This window comes from Citrobacter sp. Cpo126 (assembly GCF_030332445.1).
GTDB lineage: Bacteria > Pseudomonadota > Gammaproteobacteria > Enterobacterales > Enterobacteriaceae > Citrobacter > Citrobacter portucalensis.
Window position 1 is genome coordinate 53,485 of sequence record NZ_JAOWHT010000022.1, and the last position, 24,450, is coordinate 77,934.

Annotated in this window: 24 protein-coding genes; 13 read left to right on the plus strand and 11 right to left on the minus strand. The window is 51.9% G+C overall.

The window, feature by feature from the left end; genetic code table 11:
* The first annotated feature begins 139 nt into the window (after positions 1-139).
* The 4 genes from yiiM to OGY17_RS02690 all read left to right on the plus strand — a co-directional run bounded on the left by yiiM (position 140) and on the right by OGY17_RS02690 (position 4,081).
* Entirely contained in the window at positions 140-814 is a 675-nt protein-coding gene (gene yiiM, locus OGY17_RS02675) for a 6-hydroxyaminopurine reductase (protein WP_208744822.1), read from the plus strand.
* A gap of 227 nt (positions 815-1,041) precedes the next feature.
* Positions 1,042-1,746, plus strand: a complete 705-nt coding sequence (locus tag OGY17_RS02680; RefSeq protein ID WP_020996112.1) for a GntR family transcriptional regulator — start codon at positions 1,042-1,044, stop codon at positions 1,744-1,746.
* Positions 1,747-1,754: 8 nt separating this feature from the next.
* Positions 1,755-2,708, plus strand: coding sequence for a sugar phosphate isomerase/epimerase family protein (locus tag OGY17_RS02685; protein ID WP_020996111.1), 954 nt, complete (start codon positions 1,755-1,757; stop codon positions 2,706-2,708).
* 122 nt (positions 2,709-2,830) lie between these two features.
* Entirely contained in the window at positions 2,831-4,081 is a 1,251-nt protein-coding gene (locus OGY17_RS02690; protein ID WP_095533158.1) for an MFS transporter, read from the plus strand.
* Positions 4,082-4,124: 43 nt separating this feature from the next.
* On the opposite strand, the gene cpxA is transcribed toward OGY17_RS02690, so the two are convergent.
* The gene (gene cpxA / locus OGY17_RS02695) at positions 4,125-5,498 is read right to left on the minus strand and encodes an envelope stress sensor histidine kinase CpxA (protein WP_003028758.1); all 1,374 of its coding nucleotides are present in this window, start codon (positions 5,496-5,498) and stop codon (positions 4,125-4,127) included.
* Positions 5,495-6,193, minus strand: a complete 699-nt coding sequence (gene cpxR, locus OGY17_RS02700) for an envelope stress response regulator transcription factor CpxR (protein WP_003028763.1) — start codon at positions 6,191-6,193, stop codon at positions 5,495-5,497. Before cpxR ends, cpxA begins: the two co-directional genes overlap by 4 nt.
* Positions 6,194-6,343: 150 nt before the next feature.
* On the opposite strand from cpxR, the gene cpxP reads away from it, so the two are divergent.
* The 7 genes from cpxP (at position 6,344) to OGY17_RS02735 (ending at position 14,051) form a co-directional block, all read left to right on the plus strand.
* The gene (cpxP, locus tag OGY17_RS02705; RefSeq protein WP_008787022.1) at positions 6,344-6,844 is read left to right on the plus strand and encodes a cell-envelope stress modulator CpxP; all 501 of its coding nucleotides are present in this window, start codon (positions 6,344-6,346) and stop codon (positions 6,842-6,844) included.
* A gap of 148 nt (positions 6,845-6,992) precedes the next feature.
* Positions 6,993-7,895 (plus strand): CDF family cation-efflux transporter FieF, encoded by a 903-nt coding sequence (gene fieF, locus OGY17_RS02710; RefSeq protein WP_003825216.1) that lies wholly within the window; start codon positions 6,993-6,995, stop codon positions 7,893-7,895.
* 185 nt (positions 7,896-8,080) lie between these two features.
* Positions 8,081-9,043: a 6-phosphofructokinase gene (pfkA, locus tag OGY17_RS02715; protein WP_003825214.1), complete on the plus strand. Its 963-nt coding sequence runs from the start codon at positions 8,081-8,083 to the stop codon at positions 9,041-9,043.
* Positions 9,044-9,243: 200 nt separating this feature from the next.
* Entirely contained in the window at positions 9,244-10,233 is a 990-nt protein-coding gene (gene sbp / locus OGY17_RS02720; RefSeq protein ID WP_137377409.1) for a sulfate/thiosulfate ABC transporter substrate-binding protein Sbp, read from the plus strand.
* A gap of 104 nt (positions 10,234-10,337) precedes the next feature.
* Complete coding sequence (locus OGY17_RS02725; RefSeq protein ID WP_286606359.1) at positions 10,338-11,087, plus strand: CDP-diacylglycerol diphosphatase; 750 nt, start codon at positions 10,338-10,340, stop codon at positions 11,085-11,087.
* Between the two features lie 73 nt (positions 11,088-11,160).
* Complete coding sequence (locus tag OGY17_RS02730; protein ID WP_286606361.1) at positions 11,161-12,465, plus strand: SLC13 family permease; 1,305 nt, start codon at positions 11,161-11,163, stop codon at positions 12,463-12,465.
* Between the two features lie 113 nt (positions 12,466-12,578).
* Entirely contained in the window at positions 12,579-14,051 is a 1,473-nt protein-coding gene (locus OGY17_RS02735; protein WP_003825206.1) for a DASS family sodium-coupled anion symporter, read from the plus strand.
* A gap of 39 nt (positions 14,052-14,090) precedes the next feature.
* On the opposite strand, the gene tpiA is transcribed toward OGY17_RS02735, so the two are convergent.
* Complete coding sequence (gene tpiA, locus OGY17_RS02740; RefSeq protein WP_003028783.1) at positions 14,091-14,858, minus strand: triose-phosphate isomerase; 768 nt, start codon at positions 14,856-14,858, stop codon at positions 14,091-14,093.
* A gap of 228 nt (positions 14,859-15,086) precedes the next feature.
* Positions 15,087-15,689, minus strand: a complete 603-nt coding sequence (locus OGY17_RS02745; RefSeq protein ID WP_071444510.1) for a YiiQ family protein — start codon at positions 15,687-15,689, stop codon at positions 15,087-15,089.
* Positions 15,690-15,789: 100 nt separating this feature from the next.
* Here OGY17_RS02745 and OGY17_RS02750 point away from each other — a divergent pair, with 100 nt between their 5' ends.
* Positions 15,790-16,218: a DUF805 domain-containing protein gene (locus tag OGY17_RS02750; RefSeq protein ID WP_008787028.1), complete on the plus strand. Its 429-nt coding sequence runs from the start codon at positions 15,790-15,792 to the stop codon at positions 16,216-16,218.
* Positions 16,219-16,281: 63 nt separating this feature from the next.
* On the opposite strand, the gene fpr is transcribed toward OGY17_RS02750, so the two are convergent.
* From fpr to OGY17_RS02770, 4 genes are all read right to left on the minus strand, one after another.
* Entirely contained in the window at positions 16,282-17,028 is a 747-nt protein-coding gene (gene fpr, locus OGY17_RS02755) for a ferredoxin--NADP(+) reductase (RefSeq protein ID WP_008787029.1), read from the minus strand.
* Between the two features lie 95 nt (positions 17,029-17,123).
* Positions 17,124-18,134: a class II fructose-bisphosphatase gene (glpX, locus tag OGY17_RS02760; protein ID WP_286606363.1), complete on the minus strand. Its 1,011-nt coding sequence runs from the start codon at positions 18,132-18,134 to the stop codon at positions 17,124-17,126.
* Between the two features lie 135 nt (positions 18,135-18,269).
* Positions 18,270-19,778: a glycerol kinase GlpK gene (glpK, locus tag OGY17_RS02765; RefSeq protein WP_003028792.1), complete on the minus strand. Its 1,509-nt coding sequence runs from the start codon at positions 19,776-19,778 to the stop codon at positions 18,270-18,272.
* 22 nt (positions 19,779-19,800) lie between these two features.
* Positions 19,801-20,646, minus strand: a complete 846-nt coding sequence (locus OGY17_RS02770) for an MIP/aquaporin family protein (RefSeq protein WP_003825195.1) — start codon at positions 20,644-20,646, stop codon at positions 19,801-19,803.
* Positions 20,647-21,074: 428 nt separating this feature from the next.
* On the opposite strand from OGY17_RS02770, the gene zapB reads away from it, so the two are divergent.
* Complete coding sequence (gene zapB, locus OGY17_RS02775; RefSeq protein ID WP_095533156.1) at positions 21,075-21,320, plus strand: septal ring assembly protein ZapB; 246 nt, start codon at positions 21,075-21,077, stop codon at positions 21,318-21,320.
* Between the two features lie 220 nt (positions 21,321-21,540).
* Here zapB and rraA read toward each other — a convergent pair whose 3' ends face one another.
* The 3 genes from rraA to hslU all read right to left on the minus strand — a co-directional run bounded on the left by rraA (position 21,541) and on the right by hslU (position 24,447).
* On the minus strand, positions 21,541-22,026 hold the full coding sequence (gene rraA, locus OGY17_RS02780; protein ID WP_008787034.1) for a ribonuclease E activity regulator RraA: 486 nt from the start codon (positions 22,024-22,026) through the stop codon (positions 21,541-21,543).
* Between the two features lie 92 nt (positions 22,027-22,118).
* Positions 22,119-23,048, minus strand: a complete 930-nt coding sequence (menA, locus tag OGY17_RS02785) for a 1,4-dihydroxy-2-naphthoate polyprenyltransferase (RefSeq protein WP_003825185.1) — start codon at positions 23,046-23,048, stop codon at positions 22,119-22,121.
* 67 nt (positions 23,049-23,115) lie between these two features.
* Positions 23,116-24,447 (minus strand): ATP-dependent protease ATPase subunit HslU, encoded by a 1,332-nt coding sequence (gene hslU / locus OGY17_RS02790; protein WP_003028803.1) that lies wholly within the window; start codon positions 24,445-24,447, stop codon positions 23,116-23,118.
* Positions 24,448-24,450: the final 3 nt, after the last annotated feature.

The window sequence follows — 24,450 nt, forward strand, 5'->3', positions numbered from 1 at the left end:
TATTTGAAATGATGTTTCAAAACCAGATTACATTGATAGCATGTGTCCCTAAGTTTCATGTGAACCGTGCTCTCATTTTGAGCTACTGGGGTAAAATAAATGTGGTGTAATGGGGGAAATTTATCGGGAGAGGGAACAGATGCGATATCCGGTCGATGTTTTTACGGGCAAAGTTCGGGACTACACGGGAAGCCGTCCCAGCGCGATTGCTAAAGTCCAGATTGACGGTGAGTTGATGCTGACCGAACTGGGGCTGACGGGGGATGAACAAGCGGAAACGAAAATTCACGGCGGGCCGGATCGCGCGCTGTGTCACTATCCGCGTGAACACTATCAGCACTGGAGACAAGCGTTTCCGGAGCAGGCGGAGCTATTTGTCGCCCCCGCGTTTGGTGAGAACCTCTCTACTGAGGGGCTGACTGAAGATAATGTGTATATTGGCGACATTTTCCAGTGGGGAGAGGCGCTGATTCAGGTCACGCAGCCGCGCTCGCCATGCTTTAAGCTGAATTTCCATTTTGGCATCAGCGATATGGCCAGCCAGATGCAGGATGCGGGCAAGACGGGCTGGCTGTGTAGCGTCATCGCGGCTGGTCAGGTGTCAGCGGACGCGCCGTTGATCCTGGCGTCACGCGTGAGCGACGTCAGCGTGCGGGAGGCTATTGCTATCGCCTGGCATATGCCGTTTGATGATTCACAATATCACCGTTTACTGTCGGCTGCTGGGTTATCAAAAAGCTGGACCAGAACGATGCAAAAGCGCCGTTTAAGCGGCAAGATCGAAGACAATTCCCGCCGTTTGTGGGGAAAATAAACCTACCTTCATCTGGCTATTAAATCAGGTGGCGACACCTGATTTACCTCTCCCCCGTGCTTCATCCCCTGCGTACCAAACCGGGCAAAAACCTGACGGTCACGGTTTGCTTCAAAGCCATTCTTGATACCTGGTCCACAAAAAGAAACTCTGCGTTGAAAAAAAACTTGAGTATTTCCTGCACTCAAATATCTTAGCTTCAAATTGGTTTAAACCAGATGAGCGAAATGAAAAAGAAAAACAATGTTGATGTGCTCAGGGAGCGCTTTGAAAGCTGGTTAAACGAGAAGAATTTACCAGCGGGGTCCAAATTGCCTTCGGAAAGGGAGTTATGTGAGCTGCTGGATGCAAAGCGTATGACCTTACGTCAGGTTCTGATTGAGCTTGAGATCGATGCGCGTATTTTCCGCAAGAACCGCAGTGGTTGGTTTATTTCGTCGAAGCGATTTATTTATAACCCTAAATCACTTTCCAGCTTCAATGCTGAAGCCTGTGCTCAGGGACGTAAGCCTTTTTGGGATTATTTAACCAAAGAAACCATTGATACAGTTCCGCATCATGTTGATGATGTTTTTCTCTCCTCCGGTGACCGCTATTTAGTTACCGGCTGGTGCGGTCTTGATTCACATAAAGTGTTTTACCATGAATCCTATATTGATGCTGATGTTGCGCCAGGATTCATTAATAAATTGGGCAATCAGTCTTTTGCCAGCGTCTGGGAAGATGCGTTTGGCCATGTTTTAAATATCAAAGAAATGATTTTTAAACCGGTCAATATGCCAGAAGTGGCCTGCAAAGAGCTGGGTGTTGCGCCTAATACGTATGGAATTTTAGTAGAAAAACATCGGGCTACCCGAGATAAAAAAGTGGTTCAGGTTGATTTCGAATACTGGCGACTTGAATCAGTGGAACTTGTTATTCGCGATGAATGAGAAAAATAATGGGAAAATGTAACCAAGAACTTCTTGCGGAACGCGCGAGAAATATACCGCTGTACCTACATGCTTATGCTTTTCATCTGAATATGCGCTACGAGAGAGTCCTGCCGGGGGATCTTCTGGATATTGCGCATCAGCAAAAATTGAAGGGTGTAAAAATACATGTTGAGGATGGTGAATCCCAATCACTGCAGAAACTGAACGATCAGCAGCTACACGATTTTAAAGAGAAGGCCAAAAAATATAATCTGGATGTGCATATCGAAACGAGCGCATCGGATAAGGCGACATTGACGGATGCCATCCGTATTGCTGTTGCTACTGGTGCAACTTCAGTGCGTTTCTACCCGCGTTATGAAGGGCATCTCAACGATGTTATGGCGAAGATTGCCAATGATATTGCATGGCTGTCTCAGTATGACGATTGCGGACTAAGCTTTACTATCGAACAGCATGAAGATCTGCAAGGCCATGAGCTGGTGACGCTGGTTAACAATAGCGGGATGAAAAATCTCTCTATTCTGTTTGATTTTGGCAACATGATTAATGCTAATGAACAGCCGCTTTCTGCGTTAGAGGTTATGTCTCCATTAATCACCCAGGTGCATATCAAAGACGCTAAAATTATTAAAGAAGGTAAAGGCTGGGGGCATGAGGCTTGTCGTTCTGGACACGGCGATTTACCCATGGAAGAGATGCTTAAGGCATTATTACTTTTAGGTGAAGATAAACCGCAAGTACATGCTTTTGGCCTGGAAGAAGAAGTTGAATATTATGCCCCTGCATTTCGCTTCGACGATGAGGGTGATAATCCATGGATCCCATGGCGCGATGCAAGTTATACGCCACTGCCTGACAGCAACATGATTGATGCGCGACTGGCGCAGGAAAAAGAACATGCTCTTGCCCAAATAAAATACATTCGTGATATATGTGACAAGTTTATAGGCAATTAATTAGTTTTCTTAAAATATTATTAAATGCGGAAAGGATTATGAAAATAATCCCCTGGCTTTATTAATTATACAATTTAATTTAGATATTTCTCTCAACAAGCAATGAGGGTTTAATCATGTTCATGAATAAATGGGCAAGGCTCTGTTTTTTGATTTTAGGCGGCGGCACGATATTCAAGCTTTCAAGTATGAAAGATGTTTTCTATGTGCCAATGCAGAATGACTGGGGTTTAACTAATACGCAAATTGGGTTGAGCTTTACGGTTTATACGATTGTTCAGACAACCGGACTTTTTCTTTCTCTCTATATCGCAGATCGTTACTCCAAGAAAATATTATTACCGTTCGGTCTGATTGGCGTTGGGTTATGTGGCTTATATCTGGCAACGCTACCGTCATTTACTGGTTATCTCATTTGCTTTGCCGCGATGGCTTTCTTTGCCGATGTGGTTTATTGGCCGGTATTGCTGAAAGCCGTTCGTTTGCTGGGAACGAAAGAAGAACAAGGACGCATGTTCGGCTTTTTAGAAGCCGGACGTGGCGTGGTGGATGTTATCGTTGCATCTGGCGCTCTGTTTGTCTTCGTCCAGTTTGGTGAAGGTAAAGCGGGGATGCAGGCGGGCCTGTTGTTCTATACGGTAATTACGCTTGTGGCAGGTATTGTGACGTACTTTATTGTCGATGATGACAAAGTGAAAGGTGGCGAGAAAACCAGTGCCAACATGGAAGTGTTAAAGGGTATCAAACATGTTTTGTCCTGCCCTAATGTTTGGCTGGCTTCTTTAGGTATTTTCTTCGTTTATGCCGCGTACTGTGGACTGACTTACTTTATTCCGTTCTTAAAAGATATCTATATGCTGCCGGTAGCTCTCGTCGGTGCGTACGGCATCATCAACCAGTATGCGTTAAAAATGGTAGGTGGGCCGATTGGTGGAATGTTGGCAGATAAAGTTGCTAAATCACCGACAGTGTATCTGAAGTGGACGTTCCTGATCTCTGCTGTGGCGATGCTTGTGTTCATGCAGTTACCGCATCAAACAATGAACGTGTATATCGGTATGGCGGCGACATTAGGGTTCGGAGCGATTATCTTCTCACAGCGCGCCATTTTCTTCGCGCCGATGGATGAGATCGGTACCCCACGTGAGTATGCGGGCTCGGCAATGGCATTTGGTTGCATCATCGGTTATATGCCAGCGATGTTTGCGTACACGTTGTACGGCTATTTGCTGGATACCAATAGCGGCATCACTGGCTACAACTATGTCTTTAGCGTGATGATTGCGTTCAGCTTAATGGGCTTTATCTGCTCGACCATTCTGGTGAAGCGAATTAAAAAGCAAAAGCTAGCGGCGGCGGCTGCGGCGGCATAACGTGAATGCTTCCCCGGTAATCATGTCGTACCGGGGAAGCCTGTTAAGCGCGTTTATACAGCGGTAACCAAATCACCAGCCGTAAACCACCCAGTGGGCTGTCTTCGGCCTTCACCCAGCCACGATGCTGCTGAATTGCGGTTTCAACAATCGCCAGACCCAGACCCGTTCCGCCAGACTCGCGATCGCGCGCCTCATCGGTACGATAGAACGGACGGAAAATCTGTTCTCTGTCTTCAGGGCTAACGCCTGGGCCATCGTCGTCCACGGTGATGGTAATCCCGTCGATATCCACCGCGAAGCCAACTTCAATCTTCGTATGTGAATAGCGCAGGGCATTGCGCACAATGTTTTCCAGCGCACTTTCCAACGCATTTGGGTTACCGTACAGCGGCCACGGACCCGGCGGGAAATTCACCGTGAGTGATTTACCCATCTGCTCAGCTTCAAAGGCGGCGTTATCCAGCACTTCGCCCCAAAGCTGATTAGCTTTCACTGTTTCACTGACCAGCGCGTTTTTCTGCTGATTACGTGACATCACCAGCAGGTCGTTGATCATGCTGTCCAGTCGGTGTGCTTCTGTTTCAATGCGCTCCAGCTCTTTGCTCTCACCGCTACGACGGCGCAGCAGAGCGGTGCCCAGTTGCAGACGCGTTAGCGGTGTTCTCAGCTCGTGAGAGATGTCCGACAGCAGGCGTTGCTGTGTGGTCATCATCCGTTCCAACGCCGTCACCATCTGGTTAAAGCTCGCGCCTGCCGCCAGGAACTCCTGCGGACCGGCTTCCAGCTCAGGATGTTGACGCAGGTTACCCTGAGCTACTTCATCCGCCGCGTTTTTCAACTTACGCGCCGGTTTCGCCAGACTCCAGGCAAGCCAAAGCAATAGCGGTGAGCTGACTAACATGGTGACGATCAGCAACAACAGCGGTCGGTCGAACAGCAGGTTGATAAAGTCAGATTGTGAGCTGCTGGCAGGTCGTATGAGATACAGCTGGTAGTTATCTTCACCGTCTCTGACGGAGAAAGGCCCGACCATCTCAACGCGACCGTATTTTTTCTTTTGCGGATGGTCGGCGTTATCGGCCTGACCAATAAAGTTACGAATGATCTGCATTTCGTTACGTTCTGCGCCGATCACGCGTCCTTCCGTCGTAACAAGTAATAACCGCTGTCCTGGCGGCGCCCACTTGTCTATCGCCCGAAACAAGCGACGCCACCACATCAAATCATTGGGTGGATCGTTCGCCAGTTCAGCTTCAACGTGTTGCTCAATCATTAAACCCTGGCGCTGCTCGCTGTCCAGTAGCTCGGTCATCTGGCGTGAGTCGAGCTTGGGTAACATCAGTACCAACATCAACACCAGTGCCAGCGTCAACCAGAAGATGGCAAAGATGCGTGCGGTTAAGCTCCCTATCATGAAGCGGAGACCATCAGGTAGCCGCGACCACGCAGGGTTTTAAACCACGGGTGCCCGTCTTTACGCTCTGGCAGCTTACGACGCAGGTTCGAGATATGCATGTCGATCGCGCGATCGAAAGGCGTCAGGCGTTTGCCCAGCACTTCCTGGCTCAGGTGCTCACGCGAAACCACCTGACCGAGATGCTGAGCCAGCAAATAGAGCAGGGTGAATTCGGTGCCGGTTAACTCCAGAATTTGCCCGTCAAAGCTGGCTTCCTGGCGACCCGGATTAAGGCTTAACGCATCAACTTCCAGCGTCGGCGAACCGTTATCGCTGTTCTGCTGCTGTTCGCTCCAGTGTGAGCGACGCAGAATAGCGCGGATGCGCGCGACCAGTTCACGGTCGTTAAACGGTTTAGGTAAATAGTCGTCCGCGCCCAGCTCAAGGCCAAGTACGCGATCCAATTCGCTGCCGCGAGCGGTCAGCATGATTACGGGTGTCTGGTGTGTCTGACGAAGTGCTTTCAGCGTATCAATGCCGTTTTTCTTCGGCATCATGACGTCGAGCAAAAGTAAATCGATGCTGTCATCCAGAAGCTCAAGCGCCTGTTCCCCATCATAGGCAACCAGCACATCGAAACCTTCCATTTCGAGCAACTCCTTTAACAGGGAAGTCAGCTCTCGGTCATCATCAACTAACAGGATTTTATTCATTGTTTACGTACCTCCGAGGCAGAAATTACGTCATCAGGCGTCGCTAATCTATGACTTTACGTTGTTTTACACCCCCTGACGCATGTTTGCAGCCCGAATCGTAAACTGTCTCTCGTTGAATCGCGACAGAAAAGATTTTGGGAGCAAGTGATGGGCAAAGTTACCGCTGCCGTCATGGCCTCAACGCTGGCACTCAGTACATTTAGCCATGCAGCTGAAGTCGTCACAGGCGATCACTGGCACCTGGGTGAAGGCTCATCGCAACGCAGCGTTCAGAGCCACATGTTTGACGGTATCAGTTTAACCGAACATCAACGTCAACAGATGCGAGATTTAATGCAGCAGGCAAGACACGAACAGCCTCCTGTTAATGTTAGCGAAATGGAGACAATGCATCGCCTTGTCACCGCAGAGAAATTTGATGAAAGCGCAGTGCGCGCTCAGGCAGAAAGAATGGCGCAAGAACAGGTTGCCCGCCAGGTTGAAATAGCCAGGATCCGCAATCAGATGTATCGCCTGTTAACGCCAGAGCAGCAAGCGGTTTTAAATGAGAAACATGAACAACGAATGGAGCAACTGCGCGATGTAGCGCACTGGAAAAAAAGTTCATCGTTGAATTTATTGAGTAGTAGCAACTCACGTTCCCAGTAGTAACCCTGTTTTCCTTGCCATAGACACCATCCCTGTCTTCCCCCACATGATGTGGGGGTTTTTTTTTGCCCAAAATTTGTCCCTCGGTTATTGCCTGACTGTTTTACTTCATCCGTTATACTAGCGGCATATCCTGGCAGGAGTGTTTATGAATCAAACCTATGGGCGGCTAGTGAGCCGGGCGGCAATCGCGGCAACCGTGATGGCATCGCTGTTACTTTTGATCAAAATTTTTGCGTGGTGGTACACCGGATCGGTCAGTATTCTGGCTGCACTGGTGGATTCTCTGGTGGACATCGCGGCGTCGTTAACCAACCTGTTGGTGGTGCGCTATTCGCTGCAGCCCGCCGATGATGAGCATACGTTCGGACACGGAAAAGCGGAATCGCTGGCGGCGCTGGCGCAAAGCATGTTTATTTCTGGTTCGGCGCTGTTTTTATTCCTGACCGGGATTCAGCATCTCATCCAACCCACGCCGATGAAAGATCCGGGCGTTGGGGTGGTGGTCACCATCATTGCGTTAGTGTGTACAATCATTCTGGTCTCGTTTCAGCGCTGGGTAGTGAAGCGTACGCAAAGTCAGGCCGTTCGGGCAGATATGCTTCATTATCAGTCTGATGTTATGATGAACGGTGCGATTCTCATTGCGCTCGGGCTGGCATGGTATGGCTGGCATCGTGCAGATGCCTTGTTTGCGCTGGGGATTGGCATCTATATTTTATATAGCGCATTACGCATGGGGTATGAGGCAGTGCAATCTTTGCTGGATCGCGCTTTACCCGATGAGGAACGTCAGGAAATTATTGATATAGTGACGTCATGGCCTGGAGTCAGCGGCGCTCACGATCTTCGCACGCGGCAGTCAGGGCCGACTCGCTTTATTCAGATTCATTTGGAAATGGAAGATAATCTGCCGCTCGTTCAGGCGCATTTAGTGGCTGAACAGGTTGAGCAGGCAATTTTACGGCGTTTCCCGGGATCGGATGTCATCATTCATCAGGATCCCTGTTCAGTCGTACCCAAGGAAGGCAAGATGTTTGAGCTTTCATAATTCGTTGTAAAAAAAGTGAACCGGGCCAGCATTTTGTGTATAAATTACCACCATTTGGCCTGACCTGAATCAATTCAGCAGGAAGTGATTGTTATACTATCTGCATATTCGTTGGATCGTTTCGATATGCGGAATCGACTTCCGGCAGCAGATTTCATTTTGCATTCCAAAGTTCAGAGGTAGTCATGATTAAGAAAATCGGTGTGTTGACAAGCGGCGGTGATGCGCCGGGCATGAACGCAGCAATCCGTGGTGTTGTACGTGCAGCGTTGACGGAAGGGCTGGAAGTCATGGGGATCCATGATGGCTACCTGGGTTTGTATGAAGACCGTATGGTCCAGCTTGACCGCTACAGCGTGTCCGACATGATCAACCGTGGCGGTACTTTCCTCGGTTCTGCTCGCTTCCCGGAATTCCGTGATGAAAACGTACGTGCGGTGGCGATCGAAAACCTGAAGAAGCGTGGCATCGACGCCCTGGTTGTTATCGGGGGTGACGGTTCTTACATGGGTGCAAAACGCCTGACTGAAATGGGCTTCCCATGCATCGGTCTGCCGGGCACTATCGACAACGATATCAAGGGCACCGACTACACCATCGGCTACTTCACTGCTCTGGGCACTGTCGTTGAAGCGATTGACCGCCTGCGTGATACCTCTTCTTCTCACCAGCGCATTTCCATCGTCGAAGTGATGGGCCGCTACTGTGGTGACCTGACCCTGGCAGCAGCGATTGCCGGTGGCTGTGAGTTCGTGGTGGTTCCGGAAGTGGAATTCAGCCGTGACGATTTGGTTACTGAAATCAAAGCAGGTATCGCGAAAGGTAAAAAACACGCAATCGTAGCGATCACTGAACACATGTGTGACGTTGACGAACTGGCGCATTACATTGAGAAAGAAACGGGTCGTGAAACGCGTGCAACCGTACTGGGTCACATTCAGCGTGGTGGTTCCCCGGTTCCTTACGACCGTATCCTGGCATCCCGTATGGGCGCCTATGCCATTGAACTTCTGCTGGAAGGTCACGGCGGTCGCTGCGTAGGTATTCAGAACGAGCAGCTGGTTCACCACGACATCATCGACGCTATCGAAAACATGAAGCGTCCGTTCAAAGGTGACTGGCTGGACTGCGCGAAAAAACTGTACTAATTGCAATTGCCGGATGGCGGCTTGCGCCTTATCCGGCCTACATGATGCAAATCGTAGGCCTGATAAGCGTAGCGCCATCAGGCAAAAACTCGACTCCATATATTCCCCCAAGTTATAGCAAATCTTTTTTTATTCTTTAATGTTTGGATTCCTTTCTGGCACGCTTTGCTCATCACAACACTACCTAAGAGAGCTGGGCGATGAACAAATGGGGCGTAGGGTTAACATTATTGCTGGCATCGACCAGCGTTCTGGCAAAGGATATTCAGTTACTTAACGTATCGTACGATCCAACGCGTGAACTGTACGAGCAGTACAATAAGGCCTTCAGCGCGCACTGGAAGCAGGAAACGGGCGACAACGTTGTGATCCGCCAGTCGCACGGCGGTTCGGGTAAACAGGCGACTTCCGTCATCAACGGCATTGAAGCCGATGTTGTGACGCTGGCACTGGCTTACGACGTGGATGCCATTGCTGAACGTGGCCGTATCGATAAAAACTGGATTAAACGCCTGCCGGATAACTCCGCGCCTTACACCTCCACCATCGTGTTCCTGGTCCGCAAAGGCAATCCCAAACAAATTCATGACTGGAACGATCTGATCAAACCGGGCGTGTCGGTCATTACGCCAAACCCGAAAAGCTCCGGCGGAGCTCGCTGGAACTATCTGGCGGCATGGGGCTATGCCCTGCACCACAACAACAACGATCAGGCCAAGGCACAAGACTTTGTGAAGGCCCTGTATAAAAACGTTGAGGTACTCGATTCTGGCGCACGTGGCTCAACCAATACCTTCGTTGAACGTGGTATCGGTGATGTGCTGATTGCCTGGGAAAACGAAGCGCTGTTGGCAACGAACGAGCTGGGCAAAGATAAATTCGAGATAGTGACCCCGAGTGAATCTATCCTCGCGGAGCCGACCGTGTCCGTGGTTGATAAAGTGGTGGAAAAGAAAGGCACCAAAGCGGTGGCGGAAGCTTACCTGAAGTATCTCTACTCTCCGGAAGGCCAGGAAATTGCGGCGAAAAACTACTATCGTCCACGTGATGCAGAAGTCGCGAAGAAATACGAAAACGCATTTCCGAAGCTGAAGCTGTTCACTATCGACGAAGAGTTTGGCGGCTGGACGAAAGCGCAGAAAGAGCACTTCTCTAACGGCGGTACGTTCGACCAAATCAGTAAACGATAAATAAGTCTGTGATTTACCGACCCGGTGGCCTAGCGCGACCGGGTTTTTTATTTGTCATGGTTTTGCGTTACTCTTGCCCTTCAATGGGATACAGGAAACGCGTAATGAAAAAAGCAGGCTATCTTTTACTGGCGGTGATTGTGGTCGCCGCCGCTGCAGGTATCGGGTACTGGATATTCACCGGCAACCCGGACGCATTACGCCAGATCGTTCTTCAGCAATGCCTGCCGCACCAGTTGCAGCAGCAGGACCCCGCACCATGCGCTGAAGTAAAGCCGGATGCCGGATATGTGGTGTTCAAAGACCGTAACGGCCCACTGCAATATCTGTTGATGCCTACCTGGCGGATCAACGGTACGGAAAGTCCGCTGTTGTTGAAATCAGGCACACCGAACTTTTTCTGGCTGGCCTGGCAGGCGCGTAGCTTTATGAGCCAAAAATACGGCCAGGAAATCCCTGACAAAGCAGTCTCTCTGACCATTAACTCTCGTAGCGGGCGTACGCAAAATCACCTGCATATTCATATCTCCTGCCTGCGAACCGATGTCAGAAAGCAGCTGGATGACAACCTGGCGAAAATCAGCACCCGCTGGCTACCATTACCGGGTGGGCTGCGCGGTCATGAATATCTGGCACGTCGCGTCACGGAAAATGAACTGGCACAACGCAGCCCGTTTATGATGCTGGCGGAAGAGGTGCCGGATGCGCGTGAGCATATGGGCAGCTATGCGTTGGCGATGGTGCGCCAGAGCGACGAATCCTTTGTCCTGCTGGCTACTCAGCGCAATCTGCTGGCACTGAATCTCGCCTCCGCTGAGGAAATTCAGGATCATCAATGTGATATTCTGCGTTAACCCCACCTAATCTGGCGTTTACTCCGCATGCCTGTCCCCGTATTCTTGTTGAAAAAAACAACAGGAGACAGGCATGTCGCTCTGGCTTACACACCCTCTGTTTATCCCCTCTCTGGTGGTTGGTATCACCATTCTGCTCTGGGCTACGTCGCTGCTGCCGGAGTTTATAACGGCGCTGCTGTTCTTTGCCGTGGCGATGGTAGCCAAAATCGCGCCACCGGATGTGATTTTTGGCGGCTTTGCGTCCTCCGCGTTCTGGCTGGTGTTTAGCGGCTTTGTACTGGGTATCGCGATTCGTAAAACGGGGCTGGCGGACAGGGCGGCGAGGGCGCTGTCATCGAGGTTGACTGATTCCTGGCCGTTAATGGTGGCGAGCGTAGTGCTGCTGAGTTACGCGCTGGCATTTGTAATGCCATCCAACATGGGCCGCATTGCGCTGCTGATGCCGATCGTCGCGGCGATGGCGAAACGGGCTGGAATTAACGACGGCACGCGCGCCTGGTATGGTCTGGCACTGGCCGTCGGGTTTGGGACGTTCCAGCTTTCCGCGACGATTTTACCCGCTAACGTACCGAATCTGGTGATGAGCGGCGCGGCGGAAGGCTCTTACGGCATCCACCTCAATTATCTTCCCTATTTGCTGCTGCATACGCCGGTTCTGGGTTGGCTTAAAGGCGCGGTGCTCATTGTGCTTATCTGCTGGTTATTCCCTGGCAAGCCGCATGCGCCGCGCGATCTCACGCCGCCGGAGCCGATGAGCCGGGATGAAAAACGTCTGGCCTGGATGTTAGCGGTGGTGCTGTTCTTGTGGGTAAGCGAAAGCTGGCACGGCATTGGCCCTGCGTGGACCGGGCTGGCTGCGGCAGTTATCACATTGCTACCACGGGTTGGCTTTATCAATGGCGACGAGTTTTCCACTGGGGTCAACATTCGTACCTGTATTTATGTGGCGGGTATTCTGGGGCTGGCGATCACCGTCACCCAGACCGGTATTGGTAGCGCTGTTGGCGAAGCGCTGTTACAGGTGATGCCGCTGGATGCGGAAAAGCCGTTTACCAGTTTCCTCGCGCTGACCGGTATTACCACAGCGCTTAATTTTATTATGACGGCGAACGGTGTTCCGGCGCTGTATACCACGTTGGCGCAAAGTTTTGCCGATGCGACGGGATTCCCGCTGCTGTCGGTGATTATGATCCAGGTGCTGGGTTATTCCACGCCACTGTTGCCGTATCAGGCTTCACCGATTGTAGTGGCGATGGCGCTCGGGAAAGTACCTGCAAGGGCGGGGATGCTGCTGTGTATCGCACTGGCGGCGGCAACGTATTTGATTCTTCTGCCGCTGGATTTCGCCTGGTTTACGGTGTTAGGAAAACTGTAGATGTATCAAAATGTTAATTTTATGTTTTGTGAGTGAGTGAATTGTATTATGTGCGGCAATATCGGTTAATGCCCGAGCGCAGATTTGCGCACTGGAAACTCAAGGATTGATTCATGGACAGTTTGACCCCCATCCGCTGTTGGCCTGCCATCATCTCGCTCGTGATTACGCTGACCATCTGGTTTGTTATCCCGTGTCCTCCTGACGTAACCCCGCAAGCGTGGCACCTGCTGGCACTGTTTATTGGTACGATCGCTGCGATTATCGGTAAAGCTATGCCCATTGGCGCAATTGCGATTGTGGCGATTATGCTGGTGGCGATGACTGGCGTTACTAACCCCGGCAAACCCTCCGCGGCGTTGAACGATGCGTTGAGTGGCTTTTCTAACCAGTTAATCTGGCTGATTGGTTTATCCATTATGCTGTCGCAAAGTCTGTTAAAGACTGGCCTGGGAGCGCGTATTGGCTACGGGTTTATTGCGCTATTTGGTAAAAGAACGCTGGGTATTGCGTGGGCATTAACCCTTGCGGAAACACTAATTGCACCCGTAACGCCAAGCAATACCGCGCGTGGAGGCGGCATTATTCACCCGGTAATGCGGGCGATTGCGGAGAGCCTCGGCTCGCAGCCAGGCCATGCCGAGAATGGCTCAACGGGCCGTTATCTCGCGCTGGTGAACTACAACATTAACCCGATCAGCTCGGCAATGTTCATCACCGCGACCGCACCTAACCCGTTAATCGTCAGCTTTTTGACGAAGGGGACGGATGGAGTGCTGAACATGACCTGGGGAATGTGGGCTATTGCGGCGCTTCTTCCTGCTCTGGTATCACTGGTTGTCATGCCGATTGTAATCTGGTGGCTCTATCCGCCAGCTATCACGCGCACGCCAAATGCGCCGCAGTTCGCGCGGCAAAAACTGGATGCGCTGGGTCCACTATCACTGGCAGAAAAAATCACCCTGGCAGTGTTCATTTTGCTGCTCTGCCTGTGGGCGGGTGTTCCAGCGATGCTGATGGGTAGTGCCTGGAGCGTAAACCCCACTAGCGCCGCGTTAATTGGTTTGTCGATTCTATTGATGGCGGGCGTATTGAGCTGGGATGACATTCTTAAATGCCGCGGGGCATGGGATACGATAGTCTGGTTTGCCGCGCTGGTGATGATGGCGGATTTTCTCAGCAAACTGGGGTTGGTGGGATGGCTGGCAACCAGCGTTGGTAGCGCAATCGACCATCTTGGCGTGCACTGGAGTGTTGCAACGCTGCTGTTGATTCTGCTTTATGTCTACTCGCACTACTTTTTCGCCAGCACTACTGCGCATATTACGGCTATGTTCGCTGCGTTTTTCGCCGCAGGATTAGGCCTCGGCGCGCCGCCAGCATTGCTTGGTTTAATGCTCGGTTTCTCCTCCTCCCTGATGATGTCGCTCACGCACTATGGCACGGGTACTGCGCCGATCATCTTTGGTTCGGGCTATGTCACGCTAGCAGAGTGGTGGAAAACGGGGCTGGTGATGAGTGTGGTCAACCTGACCATTTGGGGGGTGACCGGCGCCTTCTGGTGGCACTGGTTGGGATACTGGTAGTTAATACAGCGGGAGGAGTGCTCCTCCCGCCTTAACAACTTAAGCCTGTTTAGCGGCTTCTGCTGCTTTAACGATGACGGCGAAGGCGTCTGCTTTCAGAGAAGCACCACCAACCAGCGCACCGTCGATGTCCGGCTGAGCAAACAGTTCTGCCGCGTTAGCTGCGTTTACAGAACCGCCGTACTGGATGATTACTTGCTCAGCGATTTTCGCGTCAGCTTTAGCAATGTGGTCACGAATAAATTTGTGAACAGCCTGAGCCTGAGCAGGAGTTGCAGATTTACCGGTACCGATAGCCCATACTGGTTCGTAAGCGATAACGACGCCTTCGAATGCTGCCGCGCCCTGAGTTTTCAGAACCGCGTCGATCTGACGTGCACAAACTTCTTCAGTTTTGCCCGCTTCGTTTTCTGCTTCGGTTTCACCGATGCACAGAACTGGAGTCAGACCCTGCTCTTTCAGCACGGCGAATTTTTTAGCGATCAGCTCGTCAGATTCTTTGTGGTAAGTACGACGCTCAGAGTGACCGATAATGATGTACTGTGCGCCGATGTCTTTCAGCATTTCAGCACTTGTTTCACCAGTGAATGCGCCAGACAGGTTCAGGTCAACGTTCTGCGCGCCCAGAATGATGTGGCTACCGGCAGCGGCGTGTTTCGCCAGGTCGATATACATTTCCGGCGGAGCAATCGCTACTGCACAGCCAGCAACGCCAGCCAGTTCTTTACGCAGATTAGCAACCAGTTCGTTTACCATGTGGCGGCTGCCGTTCAGTTTCCAGTTACCCATCACTAAAGGATGTCGCATTTCATTTCTCCACGCTTGTCAGCGAATTAAGGAATATGGCCGCCCCTCAGGGCAGCATGGTCTGTGAAACAGTATAGAGATTCATCCCCCGAAAGGCTTTGCTTTTTGTCATTTCCCCGTCATTCTCCACGTTGCAGGTGCGTTGGCTGTACTCTCTCACCCCAGTCACTTACTGATGTAAGCTCCTGGGGATTCGTTGCGTCGCCGCCTTCCTGAAACGTGAATAATTTAGGGGGAATTCGACCCTTCGAGGTTTTCAGATAGAGCCAGCTTAATCGGTTCAACAGCGAAGGTCAGCCCCTTTTCACCGTTATCTGCCACGACATAGCGAATTGCGCCTTCTGTTTCGGCGTAATAGTGCTTACCTTTGCCTGCGGCGAGCAGTTTTTGTAGCTTTTTCTGGCTCTGTTCCTTCGTCAGTAGCGGTGCGACGGTGCGGATGACGGCGGTCATGTATTCCAGCGCTTTCGCTTTAGCTGCCTTTTGCTCTGGTCCCTGAATTGGTAACCAGGTTATCTGCATGCTTTTGATTTTCAGGGTACCGCGCTCAAGGGCGGAAGACGCATACAGGTTTTCATTGATTTTGCTGGCCGCGCGGGTGAGATTTGCCCGATCGCGACTGCTGTCGATGGCGCGGAACTCATTCAGGATCAGCTTCGGATTCTGTGTATTAAAGTTTTCGCGAAACTGGCTAATCGACAGGTCAAAGGTCGGCGCGCCCGCCAGTAAATAGGGGGCTGTGGTTGCCGTCGATGGCGCTTCCGCCAATGCCGCAGGGCTGGCGGTTAAGGCTGAAAACAATAATAAAAACAGTGTAAATCCGTGCTTCATCAATCGTACCTTTCATTCTCACTGCTCACGATTAAAACGGTAACCGTCGAGCTTGTCAAAAGGGTAAACTGTTCTGGAAGGTAATAATAAAGGAACTTACATGACCATACAGCAGTGGTTATTCTCATTTAAAGGGCGCATCGGGCGCCGTGATTTCTGGATTTGGATTGGCCTATGGATCGTCGGCATGCTGGTTCTGTTTTCGCTGGCGAGCAAACAATTACTCGATATTCAGACCGCGGCTTTTTGTCTGGTGTGTCTGCTATGGCCAACGGCGGCAGTGACGGTAAAACGTCTGCATGACCGGGGGCGTTCCGGAGCGTGGGCGCTGTTGATGATTCTGGCGTGGATGCTGCTGGCCGGAAATTGGGCGATGTTACCCGGCGTCTGGCAATGGGCGGTAGGCCGCTTTGTTCCAACGTTGATTCTGGTCGGCATGCTTATCGATCTGGGTGCGTTCATTGGCACCCAGGACGCAAATAAATATGGTAAGGATACGCAGGACGTAAAGTACAGGGCTGACTCGTAGGCCGGATAAGTGTATGCGCCATCCGGCAAAATGCCCGGGTGTTTACCGGGCATTGAAACGTTCTTACCAGTAGTGCTCTGCGGTCATATGGCCCGGTCGGCGGCGCAGGTGTTTGGTCATCTGCCGGGTGTCCTTCAGCAACTGCTGGGTATCGCGCACCATCTGCGGGTTTCCGCACAGCATCACATGACAGGTTTCTTTATCCATTGGCAGCCCGACCGCTTTTTCCAGTTCACCGCTTTCAATTAGTGCCGGTACACGCCCGGTCAGCGAATCTGCCACGGTTTCACGACTGACCACCGTCTGGATGCGTAATTTACCTTCGTAGCGCTTTTCCAGGGCCTGCATCAACGGTAGATAGCTCAAATCGGCGGCATAGCGCGCGGCGTGGACCAGCACCAGATTTTTGAAGCGATCCAGGTCTTTGCCTAATTGCAGAATCGACAAATATGGGCCGATAGCCGTGCCGGTTGCCAGCATCCACAGCGTGTCGCAATCGGGGACTTCATCCAGCACGAAGAAACCAGCAGCTTCACTCACCACCTGGACTTCATCGCCAGGCTTCAGTGCTGCCAGACGAGGGCTGAGTTTGCCGTCGGGAACCGTCACCAGATAAAACTCTAAATCGGGGTTATCAGGGGCATTGACGTAAGAATAGGCACGCTGGACGCGCTCGCCGTCGATCTCAAGGCCAAGCTTGGTGAATTGACCTGCAGTGAAAGGAAGAACCGGAGCTCGCACGGTCAAACTAAACAGGGCATCGGTCCAGTTCTGTACCTTCGTGACTTTGCCTGTTACCCAATCTGCCATGGTTTTCTCCTGTCTGCTTTGATTGCCTTATCTTCGTTCGTTGGACGAAAGATTTCCAGCCCATATGGGCTGGAAGGCTCTATTGATCAAATCAATTACAGGATGTGCGCCTGCACATCGGGATCTTTACGATCGAGGTAGTGAATCGACTGAATGCGACGGATCGTACGTGATTTGCCGCGGATCAGCAGCGTTTCGGTGGTCGCGATATTACCTTTGCGGCTAATCCCTTCCAGCAAATCGCCTTTGGTGATGCCGGTGGCGGAGAAAATGACGTTGTCGCTACGCGCCATTTCATCGAGACGCAGCGCTTTGCCCGCTTCAATACCCATGGCGGCGCAACGAGCGAGTTCCTGTTCGCCAATGCGACGGTTCTCTTCGCTGCCGCCTTTGACGTCATGACGCGCCAGCAAACGACCCTGCATGTCGCCGTCCAGCGCGCGGATAACGGCGGCAGAAACGACACCTTCCGGTGCGCCGCCAATGCCGTACAGCACGTCAACTTCACTGTCTGGCATGCATGTCAGAATGGAAGCAGCAACGTCACCGTCTGGAATAGCAAAGACGCGCACGCCCAGTTTTTGCATTTCGGCGATCGTTTCATCATGGCGTGGCTTGGCCAGAATGGTGACGGTCAGTTCACTCAGCGGCTTATTGAGTGCAGCGGCAACGTTATGCAGGTTGGCTTCCAGCGACAGGTTCAGGTCGATAGACCCTTTTGCGCCTGGGCCGACAATCAGCTTTTCCATGTACATGTCTGGCGCGTTCAGGAAGCAGCCTTTATCGCCAACAGCCAGTACGGCCAGCGCGTTTGCCTGACCCATTGCCGTCATGCGTGTGCCTTCGATAGGATCGACGGCGATGTCGACCGCATCACCAAGACCGGTCCCGACTTTCTCACTGATAAACAGCATCGGTGCTTCATCGATCTCACCCTCGCCAATCACGATGGTGCCGTCGATATTGACCTGGTTGAGCATAATACGCATGGCGTTTACCGCCGCGCCGTCAGCGGTATTTTTGTCGCCGCGGCCCAGCCATTTATAGCCAGCCAGCGCGGCCGCTTCGGTCACGCGTGAAAATTCAATGGCAAGTTCTCGTCTCATTGCAAACTCGTAGCTAAAAGGAATGGCGCGAAGTGTAGCACAGGGGAGGGGGCGAGATTATTGATGTGTGTGCGGGGTTGCCCCCGCACGAAGATATTGCCGGATAAGGCACAGTTGCCATCCGGCTATGACGTATTACTCGTCGTGATCTTCCCACGCCATGGCGCGTTTGACCGCTTTTTTCCAGCCGCTGTAACGGAAGTTACGTTCGGTGGTTTCGATGCCTGGGCGGAATTCACGCTCGATGACCGCTTTTTCCTGCAGCTCATCCAGATTCTGCCAGAAGCCTACTGCCAGACCAGCCAGGTATGCCGCACCCAATGCGGTGACTTCGCGGACTTCCGGGCGCTCAACGCGCGTGCCGAGAATGTCGGACTGGAACTGCATCAGGAAGTTGTTGGCGACCGCACCGCCATCGACGCGCAGGGCGTGCAAGCGAATACCGGAGTCAGCCTGCATTGCTTCCAGAACATCACGGGTCTGGTATGCAATAGATTCAAGCGTGGCGCGGATGATGTGGTTGGAGTTTACCCCACGGGTCAGACCAAAGATGGCGCCGCGAGCATACGGGTCCCAGTACGGTGCGCCCAGGCCAGTAAATGCCGGAACGACGTACACGCCGTTGGTGTCTTTCACTTTGGTGGCGAAATATTCGGAGTCGAACGCATCGCTGATGAGTTTCATTTCATCACGTAGCCACTGGATAGATGCGCCAGCCATAAATACCGCACCTTCCAGCGCGTAGTTCACTTCCCCGGTCGGTCCGCAAGCGATGGTGGTCAGCAGTCCGTTTTCGGACTTAACGGCTTTCTCGCCGGTGTTCATCAGCATGAAGCAGCCGGTACCGTAAGTGTTTTTCGCCATCCCTTCCTTCACGCACAGCTGGCCAAACAGCGCTGCCTGCTGGTCACCGGCGATACCGGAGATAGGAATACGAATACCGCCTTTACCACCGATGTTGGTCTGGCCGTACACTTCAGAAGAGCGACGAACTTCAGGCAGCATTGCACGCGGAATATCCAGCGCATCCAGCATCGTGTCATCCCAGTCCAGGGAGTGGATGTTGAACAGCATGGTACGTGAGGCGTTGGTGTAATCCGTGACGTGTACACGTCCCTGCGTCATTTTCCAGATAAGCCAGGTATCTACGGTACCGAACAGCAGTTCGCCGCGACGAGCGCGCTCACGCGAGCCTTCTACGTGGTCGAGGATCCACTTCACTTTGGTGCCGGAGAAGTACGGGTCAATGACCAGACCTGTATTATTACGGATGTACTCTTCCATACCGTCGCGTTTGAGCTTTTCGCAGATATCCGCGGTACGACGACACTGCCACACAATCGCGTTATAGATAGGTTTACCGGTTTCGCGTTCCCAGACGATGGTGGTTTCACGCTGGTTGGTAATACCGATCGCTGCAATTTCATCGGAACTGATATCGGCTTTCGCCAGAACTTCTACCAGCGTGGAGCTTTGGGTCGCCCAAATTTCCATCGGGTCATGTTCTACCCAACCTGCTTTCGGGTAGATTTGTTCGAATTCGCGCTGTGAAACGGCAACGATATTCGCATCGTGGTCCATTACGACCGCGCGGGAGCTGGTGGTGCCCTGGTCGAGCGCAACGATATATTTTTTTTCAGTCATAATTTTTTGTCCCGTAGTCACATTACTGCGAAGCTTTTTGTTGAGTGTTGGCCGCAACGTCTTTTTCTTCAATCGCGCAGACATCGCACGGTAAATGACGACCAATCAGTTTGCGATATGCCCATGCGCCCAAAATCGCGCCGGTAATCGGGCCAAACACTGGAACCAGGAAGTAAGGGATATCGCGACCACCCGTGAAGGCAATCTCACCCCATCCGGCCATCCAGGCGAAGAGTTTCGGTCCGAAGTCACGTGCCGGGTTCATCGCAAAACCTGTCAGCGGACCCATGGAAGCACCAATAACGGCAATCAACAAGCCGATCAGCAGTGGTGCCAGCGGACCACGAGGTACACCGTTACCATCGTCGGTCAGAGCCAGAATCAGCCCCATTAGAATAGCGGTAATGACCATTTCAACCGCGAAGGCCTGCACAAAATTGATATGCGGGTTCGGATAGGTGGAGAAAGTACCTGCCAGACCCAGGCTCTCGGTACTGCCGCGTACGATATGGTTAGTTTGTTCGAAATCGAGGAAAAGATTGTAATAAAGCCCGTAAACCAGTGCCGCTGCGCAAAAGGCGCCGGCAATTTGCGAAATAATAAAAGGAACAACTTTGCGTTTATCAAAACAGGCGAACAGCCAGAGTGCGATGGTTACCGCGGGATTCAGGTGTGCACCAGAAACGCCTGCGGTCAGATAGATAGCCATCGCTACCCCCAGACCCCAGATGATACTGATTTCCCACTGACCAAAAGTAGCCCCAGCCACTTTAAGTGCAGCGACACAGCCCACACCGAAGAAAATCAACAACCCGGTACCGAGGAATTCAGCAATGCACTGGCCTTTTAAGGTTGATGTTTGACTCATAATCGGATCCTGAAGAGAGTTTAATGTTTATTGTGTGCGAGAAGGTCACTGACATCCCCGGAGCCGGTAGGCACACTGTTAATTTATCGTTAACGCGCAAAAACGAGAAATATCGAAATTAAAATGTGTGTACTGCATCAACAAAATGAGCGTTTTCGCGCCATTGTGAGGTATTTGTTATACAAAAATAGTGTGAGCTGAATCATTTCACTGATCAATCTGTTAACACTTAAGAGTTATGACAGTAATGTCACCAGGAGAAAGACTAAAAGTGTTGCAAACCGCAATCTGCGCGGGATGCCGCTGGACAGGGATGACGCGGCTTCATACAATCGGTGTTAAGTAGAGTGCGCTCGTTTTTATTAAGGCGTCGCCGGTTATCGGGACGAGGATTTTTATCCATCAACGCCTTGCAATTCAGGAGAGGTATGACGATGTCATTAGAAGTGTTTGAGAAACTGGAAGCAAAAGTACAGCAGGCGATTGATACCATCACGCTGTTGCAGATGGAAATCGAAGAGCTGAAAGAAAAGAACAACTCACTGTCGCAGGAAGTTCAGACTGCACAGCAGCAGCGTGAAGAACTGGAGCGTGAGAACAACAGCCTGAAAGAACAGCAGAGCGGCTGGCAGGATCGTCTGCATGCCCTCCTCGGTCGTATGGAAGAAGTCTAATCCTCGTCATATTTCACGTTATGGCGACGTTGGCTGCGTGCATTCACCCCAGTCACATAGTGACCTATGCTCCTGGGGATTCACTTACTTGCCGCCTTGCCCTGACGTGAAATCTTTAGAGGATTTAGAATGCGGTTACCTGTAGGCCGGATAAGGCGTGAGCCGACATCCGGCAATCAGCGACACGCATAAAAAAGGCACCTTGCGGTGCCTTTTTCGCTTACTCGATATCGAGCGGGTCTTCGGAGAGGATTATCCCGGTGTTATCGGCGTACAGGTGGTCGCCGGAGAAGAACGTCACGCCGCCAAAGTTGACGCGCACATCGCTTTCCCCAATGCCTTCACCGGAAGCGCCTACCGGAATTGCGGCAATCGCCTGAATGCCGATATCCAGTTCTTCCAGATCATCTACCTGGCGTACTGAGCCGTAGATGACCAGACCTTCCCATTCATTCTGTACGGCCAGCCGCGCCAGTTCGGCATCGACCAGCGCACGACGGACAGAACCGCCGCCATCGACCAGCAGAATGCGACCACGGCCGTTTTGTTCGAGCAGATCGTACAGCAACCCGTTGTCCTCGAAACATTTTACCGTGATGATTTGTCCGCCAAACGACGACCGTCCTCCAAAGTTAGAGAACAGCGGTTCCACGACGTTGACATCTTCCTGATAGATGTCACAAAGCTCGGATGTATCGTATTTCATAGGCTTAACGTTCAGTTGCTGCGAGAATTTTTAGTATATCGCGCTATGTGTACTGTTGGCAAAATCATCAATTGTTAATTGATATTTGTCAGTTAAAGAGACCACTGACTTAAGAAAATTCCAACGACAAACAGCAGGTTAGTTAACAATGCCGCTTTTACGGTGCGTTCCAGCATCGGACGCATTGCAGCCGGGTCCATCTCGCGCATTACATAGCGAGCCTGTTTGATCAGCAGCGGAGCGGCGAGGATAAACAGCCATCCCCACAGGCTTTGCAGTGAGAACAGGTTGAACAGTGCCAGACAGACCAGCGTGCCCATCAGCAGACAGGCGTGGTAGCGGCGGGCATTGACAGCGCCTAAACGCACGACCAGCGTGTTCTTGCCGTTCTCTCTGTCGCTGTTGATATCGCGCAGGTTGTTGACGTTGAGCACGGCGGTTGCCAGCAGGCCGCAGGCGGTGGCAGGCAGAATCAGCGCTGGAATCAACGTATGCGCCTGCAGGTACCAACTTCCCATTACGCTGAGCCAGCCGAAGAATACCAGCACAGAAATATCGCCCAGGCCGATATATCCGTAAGGGCGATTACCCACGGTGTAGGTGATCGCGGCGATAATCGACAGACCGCCGAGCACCAGGAAACCGACAAAATCCGCCAGCGTGTGACAGGCTACAGCTACCAGGGCCAGCCCGGACAGACAGATCAGCACTACGGTGACGATCAGCGCGCGCTTCATCTGCTGTTGGGTGATGACCCCTTTTTGCATACCGCGCAGCGGTCCAATACGGTCGGGCTTGTCGCTGCCTTTGACGGCATCGCCATAGTCGTTAGCGAGATTGGACAGAATTTGCAGCAGTCCTGCCGTAATCAATGCCAGCAGAGCAACCAGCGGATCGAAGTATCCTTGCCACCATGCTAATGCCGTACCGACGATGATCGCCGCGAAGGCGAGTGGTAAGGTCTTAGGTCGTAAACTTTCCAGCCAGGCTTGTGAGCGGCTAATTTGTTGTTGTTCAGTCATATTTAGCGCCAATAAAAATGGGGCTTTATCAGCCCCATCAACAGTGATGAAAATGCATTGAACGCGATTATAGGATAAAACGGCTCAGATCTTCATCTGCGACCAGCGCATCCAGATGTTTGCTCACATATTCGGCATCAATTGTGATGCTTTGGCCGTTCAAATCGCTCGCATCATAGGAAATATCTTCCATCAGACGTTCCAGAACGGTATGCAGACGACGTGCACCGATGTTTTCGGTGGTTTCGTTAACCTGCCAGGCCGCTTCGGCAATGCGTTTAATACCGGATTCAGTGAAGTTGATGTCCACACCTTCAGTCGCCATCAGCGCTTTGTACTGGACGGTGATGGAGGCATTCGGTTCGGTAAGGATACGCTCAAAATCGCTGGTGGTCAGCGCCTGCAGCTCGACACGAATCGGCAGACGACCCTGCAGTTCTGGGATCAGGTCGGACGGTTTGGCTACCTGGAATGCGCCAGAAGCGATAAACAGAATGTGATCTGTTTTCACCATGCCGTGCTTGGTGGAGACCGTGCAGCCTTCAACCAGCGGCAGCAGGTCGCGCTGTACGCCTTCACGGGACACGTCCGGGCCGGAGGATTCGCCGCGCTTACAGATTTTGTCGATTTCGTCGATAAACACGATCCCGTGCTGCTCAACGGCGTCGATAGCTTCTTGTTTCAGCTCTTCCGGGTTCACCAGTTTGGCCGCTTCCTCTTCAATCAGCAGCTTCATCGCGTCTTTGATTTTCAGCTTACGCGGTTTTTGCTTCTGACCGCCCAGGTTCTGGAACATGGACTGCAGCTGGCTGGTCATCTCTTCCATTCCTGGAGGCGCCATAATTTCAACGCCCATCGGTGCGGCCGCGAGATCGATTTCGATCTCTTTATCATCCAGCTGGCCTTCACGCAGTTTTTTACGGAATGCCTGACGCGCTGCAGAAGGTTCCTGCGGCTGCTCTGACTGCCCCCAGTTATTTTTAGCAGGTGGGATCAGCACGTCGAGAATGCGCTCTTCCGCCATCTCTTCGGCACGGAAGCGGTTTTTCTCGATTGCCTGCACGCGGACCATTTTGATGGCAGCATCGGTCAGATCGCGGATGATGGAATCTACTTCTTTACCAACATAGCCGACTTCGGTGAATTTTGTTGCTTCGACTTTGATGAACGGCGCGTTGGCCAGTTTTGCCAGACGACGGGCGATTTCGGTTTTACCGACGCCGGTCGGGCCAATCATCAGAATGTTTTTCGGCGTGACTTCATGACGCAACTCTTCGTTGAGCTGCATACGACGCCAGCGGTTACGCAGGGCGATCGCCACGGAACGCTTAGCGTTATCCTGGCCGATGATGTGTTTGTTCAGTTCGCTGACAATTTCGCGTGGGGTCATTTCAGACATGGG

What these genes read in the sequence shown, in the direction of transcription:
- OGY17_RS02745 (WP_071444510.1), bottom strand. Translation starts at nt 15,689, where the DNA reads ATGAAGCACGGATTTACACTGTTTTTATTATTGTTTTCAGCCTTAACC.
- glpX (WP_286606363.1), bottom strand. Translation starts at nt 18,134, where the DNA reads ATGAGACGAGAACTTGCCATTGAATTTTCACGCGTGACCGAAGCGGCC.
- glpK (WP_003028792.1), bottom strand. Translation starts at nt 19,778, where the DNA reads ATGACTGAAAAAAAATATATCGTTGCGCTCGACCAGGGCACCACCAGC.
- rraA (WP_008787034.1), bottom strand. Translation starts at nt 22,026, where the DNA reads ATGAAATACGATACATCCGAGCTTTGTGACATCTATCAGGAAGATGTC.
- OGY17_RS02730 (WP_286606361.1), top strand. Translation starts at nt 11,161, where the DNA reads ATGTCGCTCTGGCTTACACACCCTCTGTTTATCCCCTCTCTGGTGGTT.
- fieF (WP_003825216.1), top strand. Translation starts at nt 6,993, where the DNA reads ATGAATCAAACCTATGGGCGGCTAGTGAGCCGGGCGGCAATCGCGGCA.
- pfkA (WP_003825214.1), top strand. Translation starts at nt 8,081, where the DNA reads ATGATTAAGAAAATCGGTGTGTTGACAAGCGGCGGTGATGCGCCGGGC.
- sbp (WP_137377409.1), top strand. Translation starts at nt 9,244, where the DNA reads ATGAACAAATGGGGCGTAGGGTTAACATTATTGCTGGCATCGACCAGC.
- OGY17_RS02685 (WP_020996111.1), top strand. Translation starts at nt 1,755, where the DNA reads ATGGGAAAATGTAACCAAGAACTTCTTGCGGAACGCGCGAGAAATATA.
- hslU (WP_003028803.1), bottom strand. Translation starts at nt 24,447, where the DNA reads ATGTCTGAAATGACCCCACGCGAAATTGTCAGCGAACTGAACAAACAC.
- fpr (WP_008787029.1), bottom strand. Translation starts at nt 17,028, where the DNA reads ATGGCAGATTGGGTAACAGGCAAAGTCACGAAGGTACAGAACTGGACC.
- OGY17_RS02680 (WP_020996112.1), top strand. Translation starts at nt 1,042, where the DNA reads ATGAAAAAGAAAAACAATGTTGATGTGCTCAGGGAGCGCTTTGAAAGC.
- cpxA (WP_003028758.1), bottom strand. Translation starts at nt 5,498, where the DNA reads ATGATAGGGAGCTTAACCGCACGCATCTTTGCCATCTTCTGGTTGACG.
- zapB (WP_095533156.1), top strand. Translation starts at nt 21,075, where the DNA reads ATGACGATGTCATTAGAAGTGTTTGAGAAACTGGAAGCAAAAGTACAG.
- OGY17_RS02735 (WP_003825206.1), top strand. Translation starts at nt 12,579, where the DNA reads ATGGACAGTTTGACCCCCATCCGCTGTTGGCCTGCCATCATCTCGCTC.
- yiiM (WP_208744822.1), top strand. Translation starts at nt 140, where the DNA reads ATGCGATATCCGGTCGATGTTTTTACGGGCAAAGTTCGGGACTACACG.
- cpxR (WP_003028763.1), bottom strand. Translation starts at nt 6,193, where the DNA reads ATGAATAAAATCCTGTTAGTTGATGATGACCGAGAGCTGACTTCCCTG.
- cpxP (WP_008787022.1), top strand. Translation starts at nt 6,344, where the DNA reads ATGGGCAAAGTTACCGCTGCCGTCATGGCCTCAACGCTGGCACTCAGT.
- OGY17_RS02770 (WP_003825195.1), bottom strand. Translation starts at nt 20,646, where the DNA reads ATGAGTCAAACATCAACCTTAAAAGGCCAGTGCATTGCTGAATTCCTC.
- tpiA (WP_003028783.1), bottom strand. Translation starts at nt 14,858, where the DNA reads ATGCGACATCCTTTAGTGATGGGTAACTGGAAACTGAACGGCAGCCGC.
- menA (WP_003825185.1), bottom strand. Translation starts at nt 23,048, where the DNA reads ATGACTGAACAACAACAAATTAGCCGCTCACAAGCCTGGCTGGAAAGT.
- OGY17_RS02725 (WP_286606359.1), top strand. Translation starts at nt 10,338, where the DNA reads ATGAAAAAAGCAGGCTATCTTTTACTGGCGGTGATTGTGGTCGCCGCC.
- OGY17_RS02750 (WP_008787028.1), top strand. Translation starts at nt 15,790, where the DNA reads ATGACCATACAGCAGTGGTTATTCTCATTTAAAGGGCGCATCGGGCGC.
- OGY17_RS02690 (WP_095533158.1), top strand. Translation starts at nt 2,831, where the DNA reads ATGAATAAATGGGCAAGGCTCTGTTTTTTGATTTTAGGCGGCGGCACG.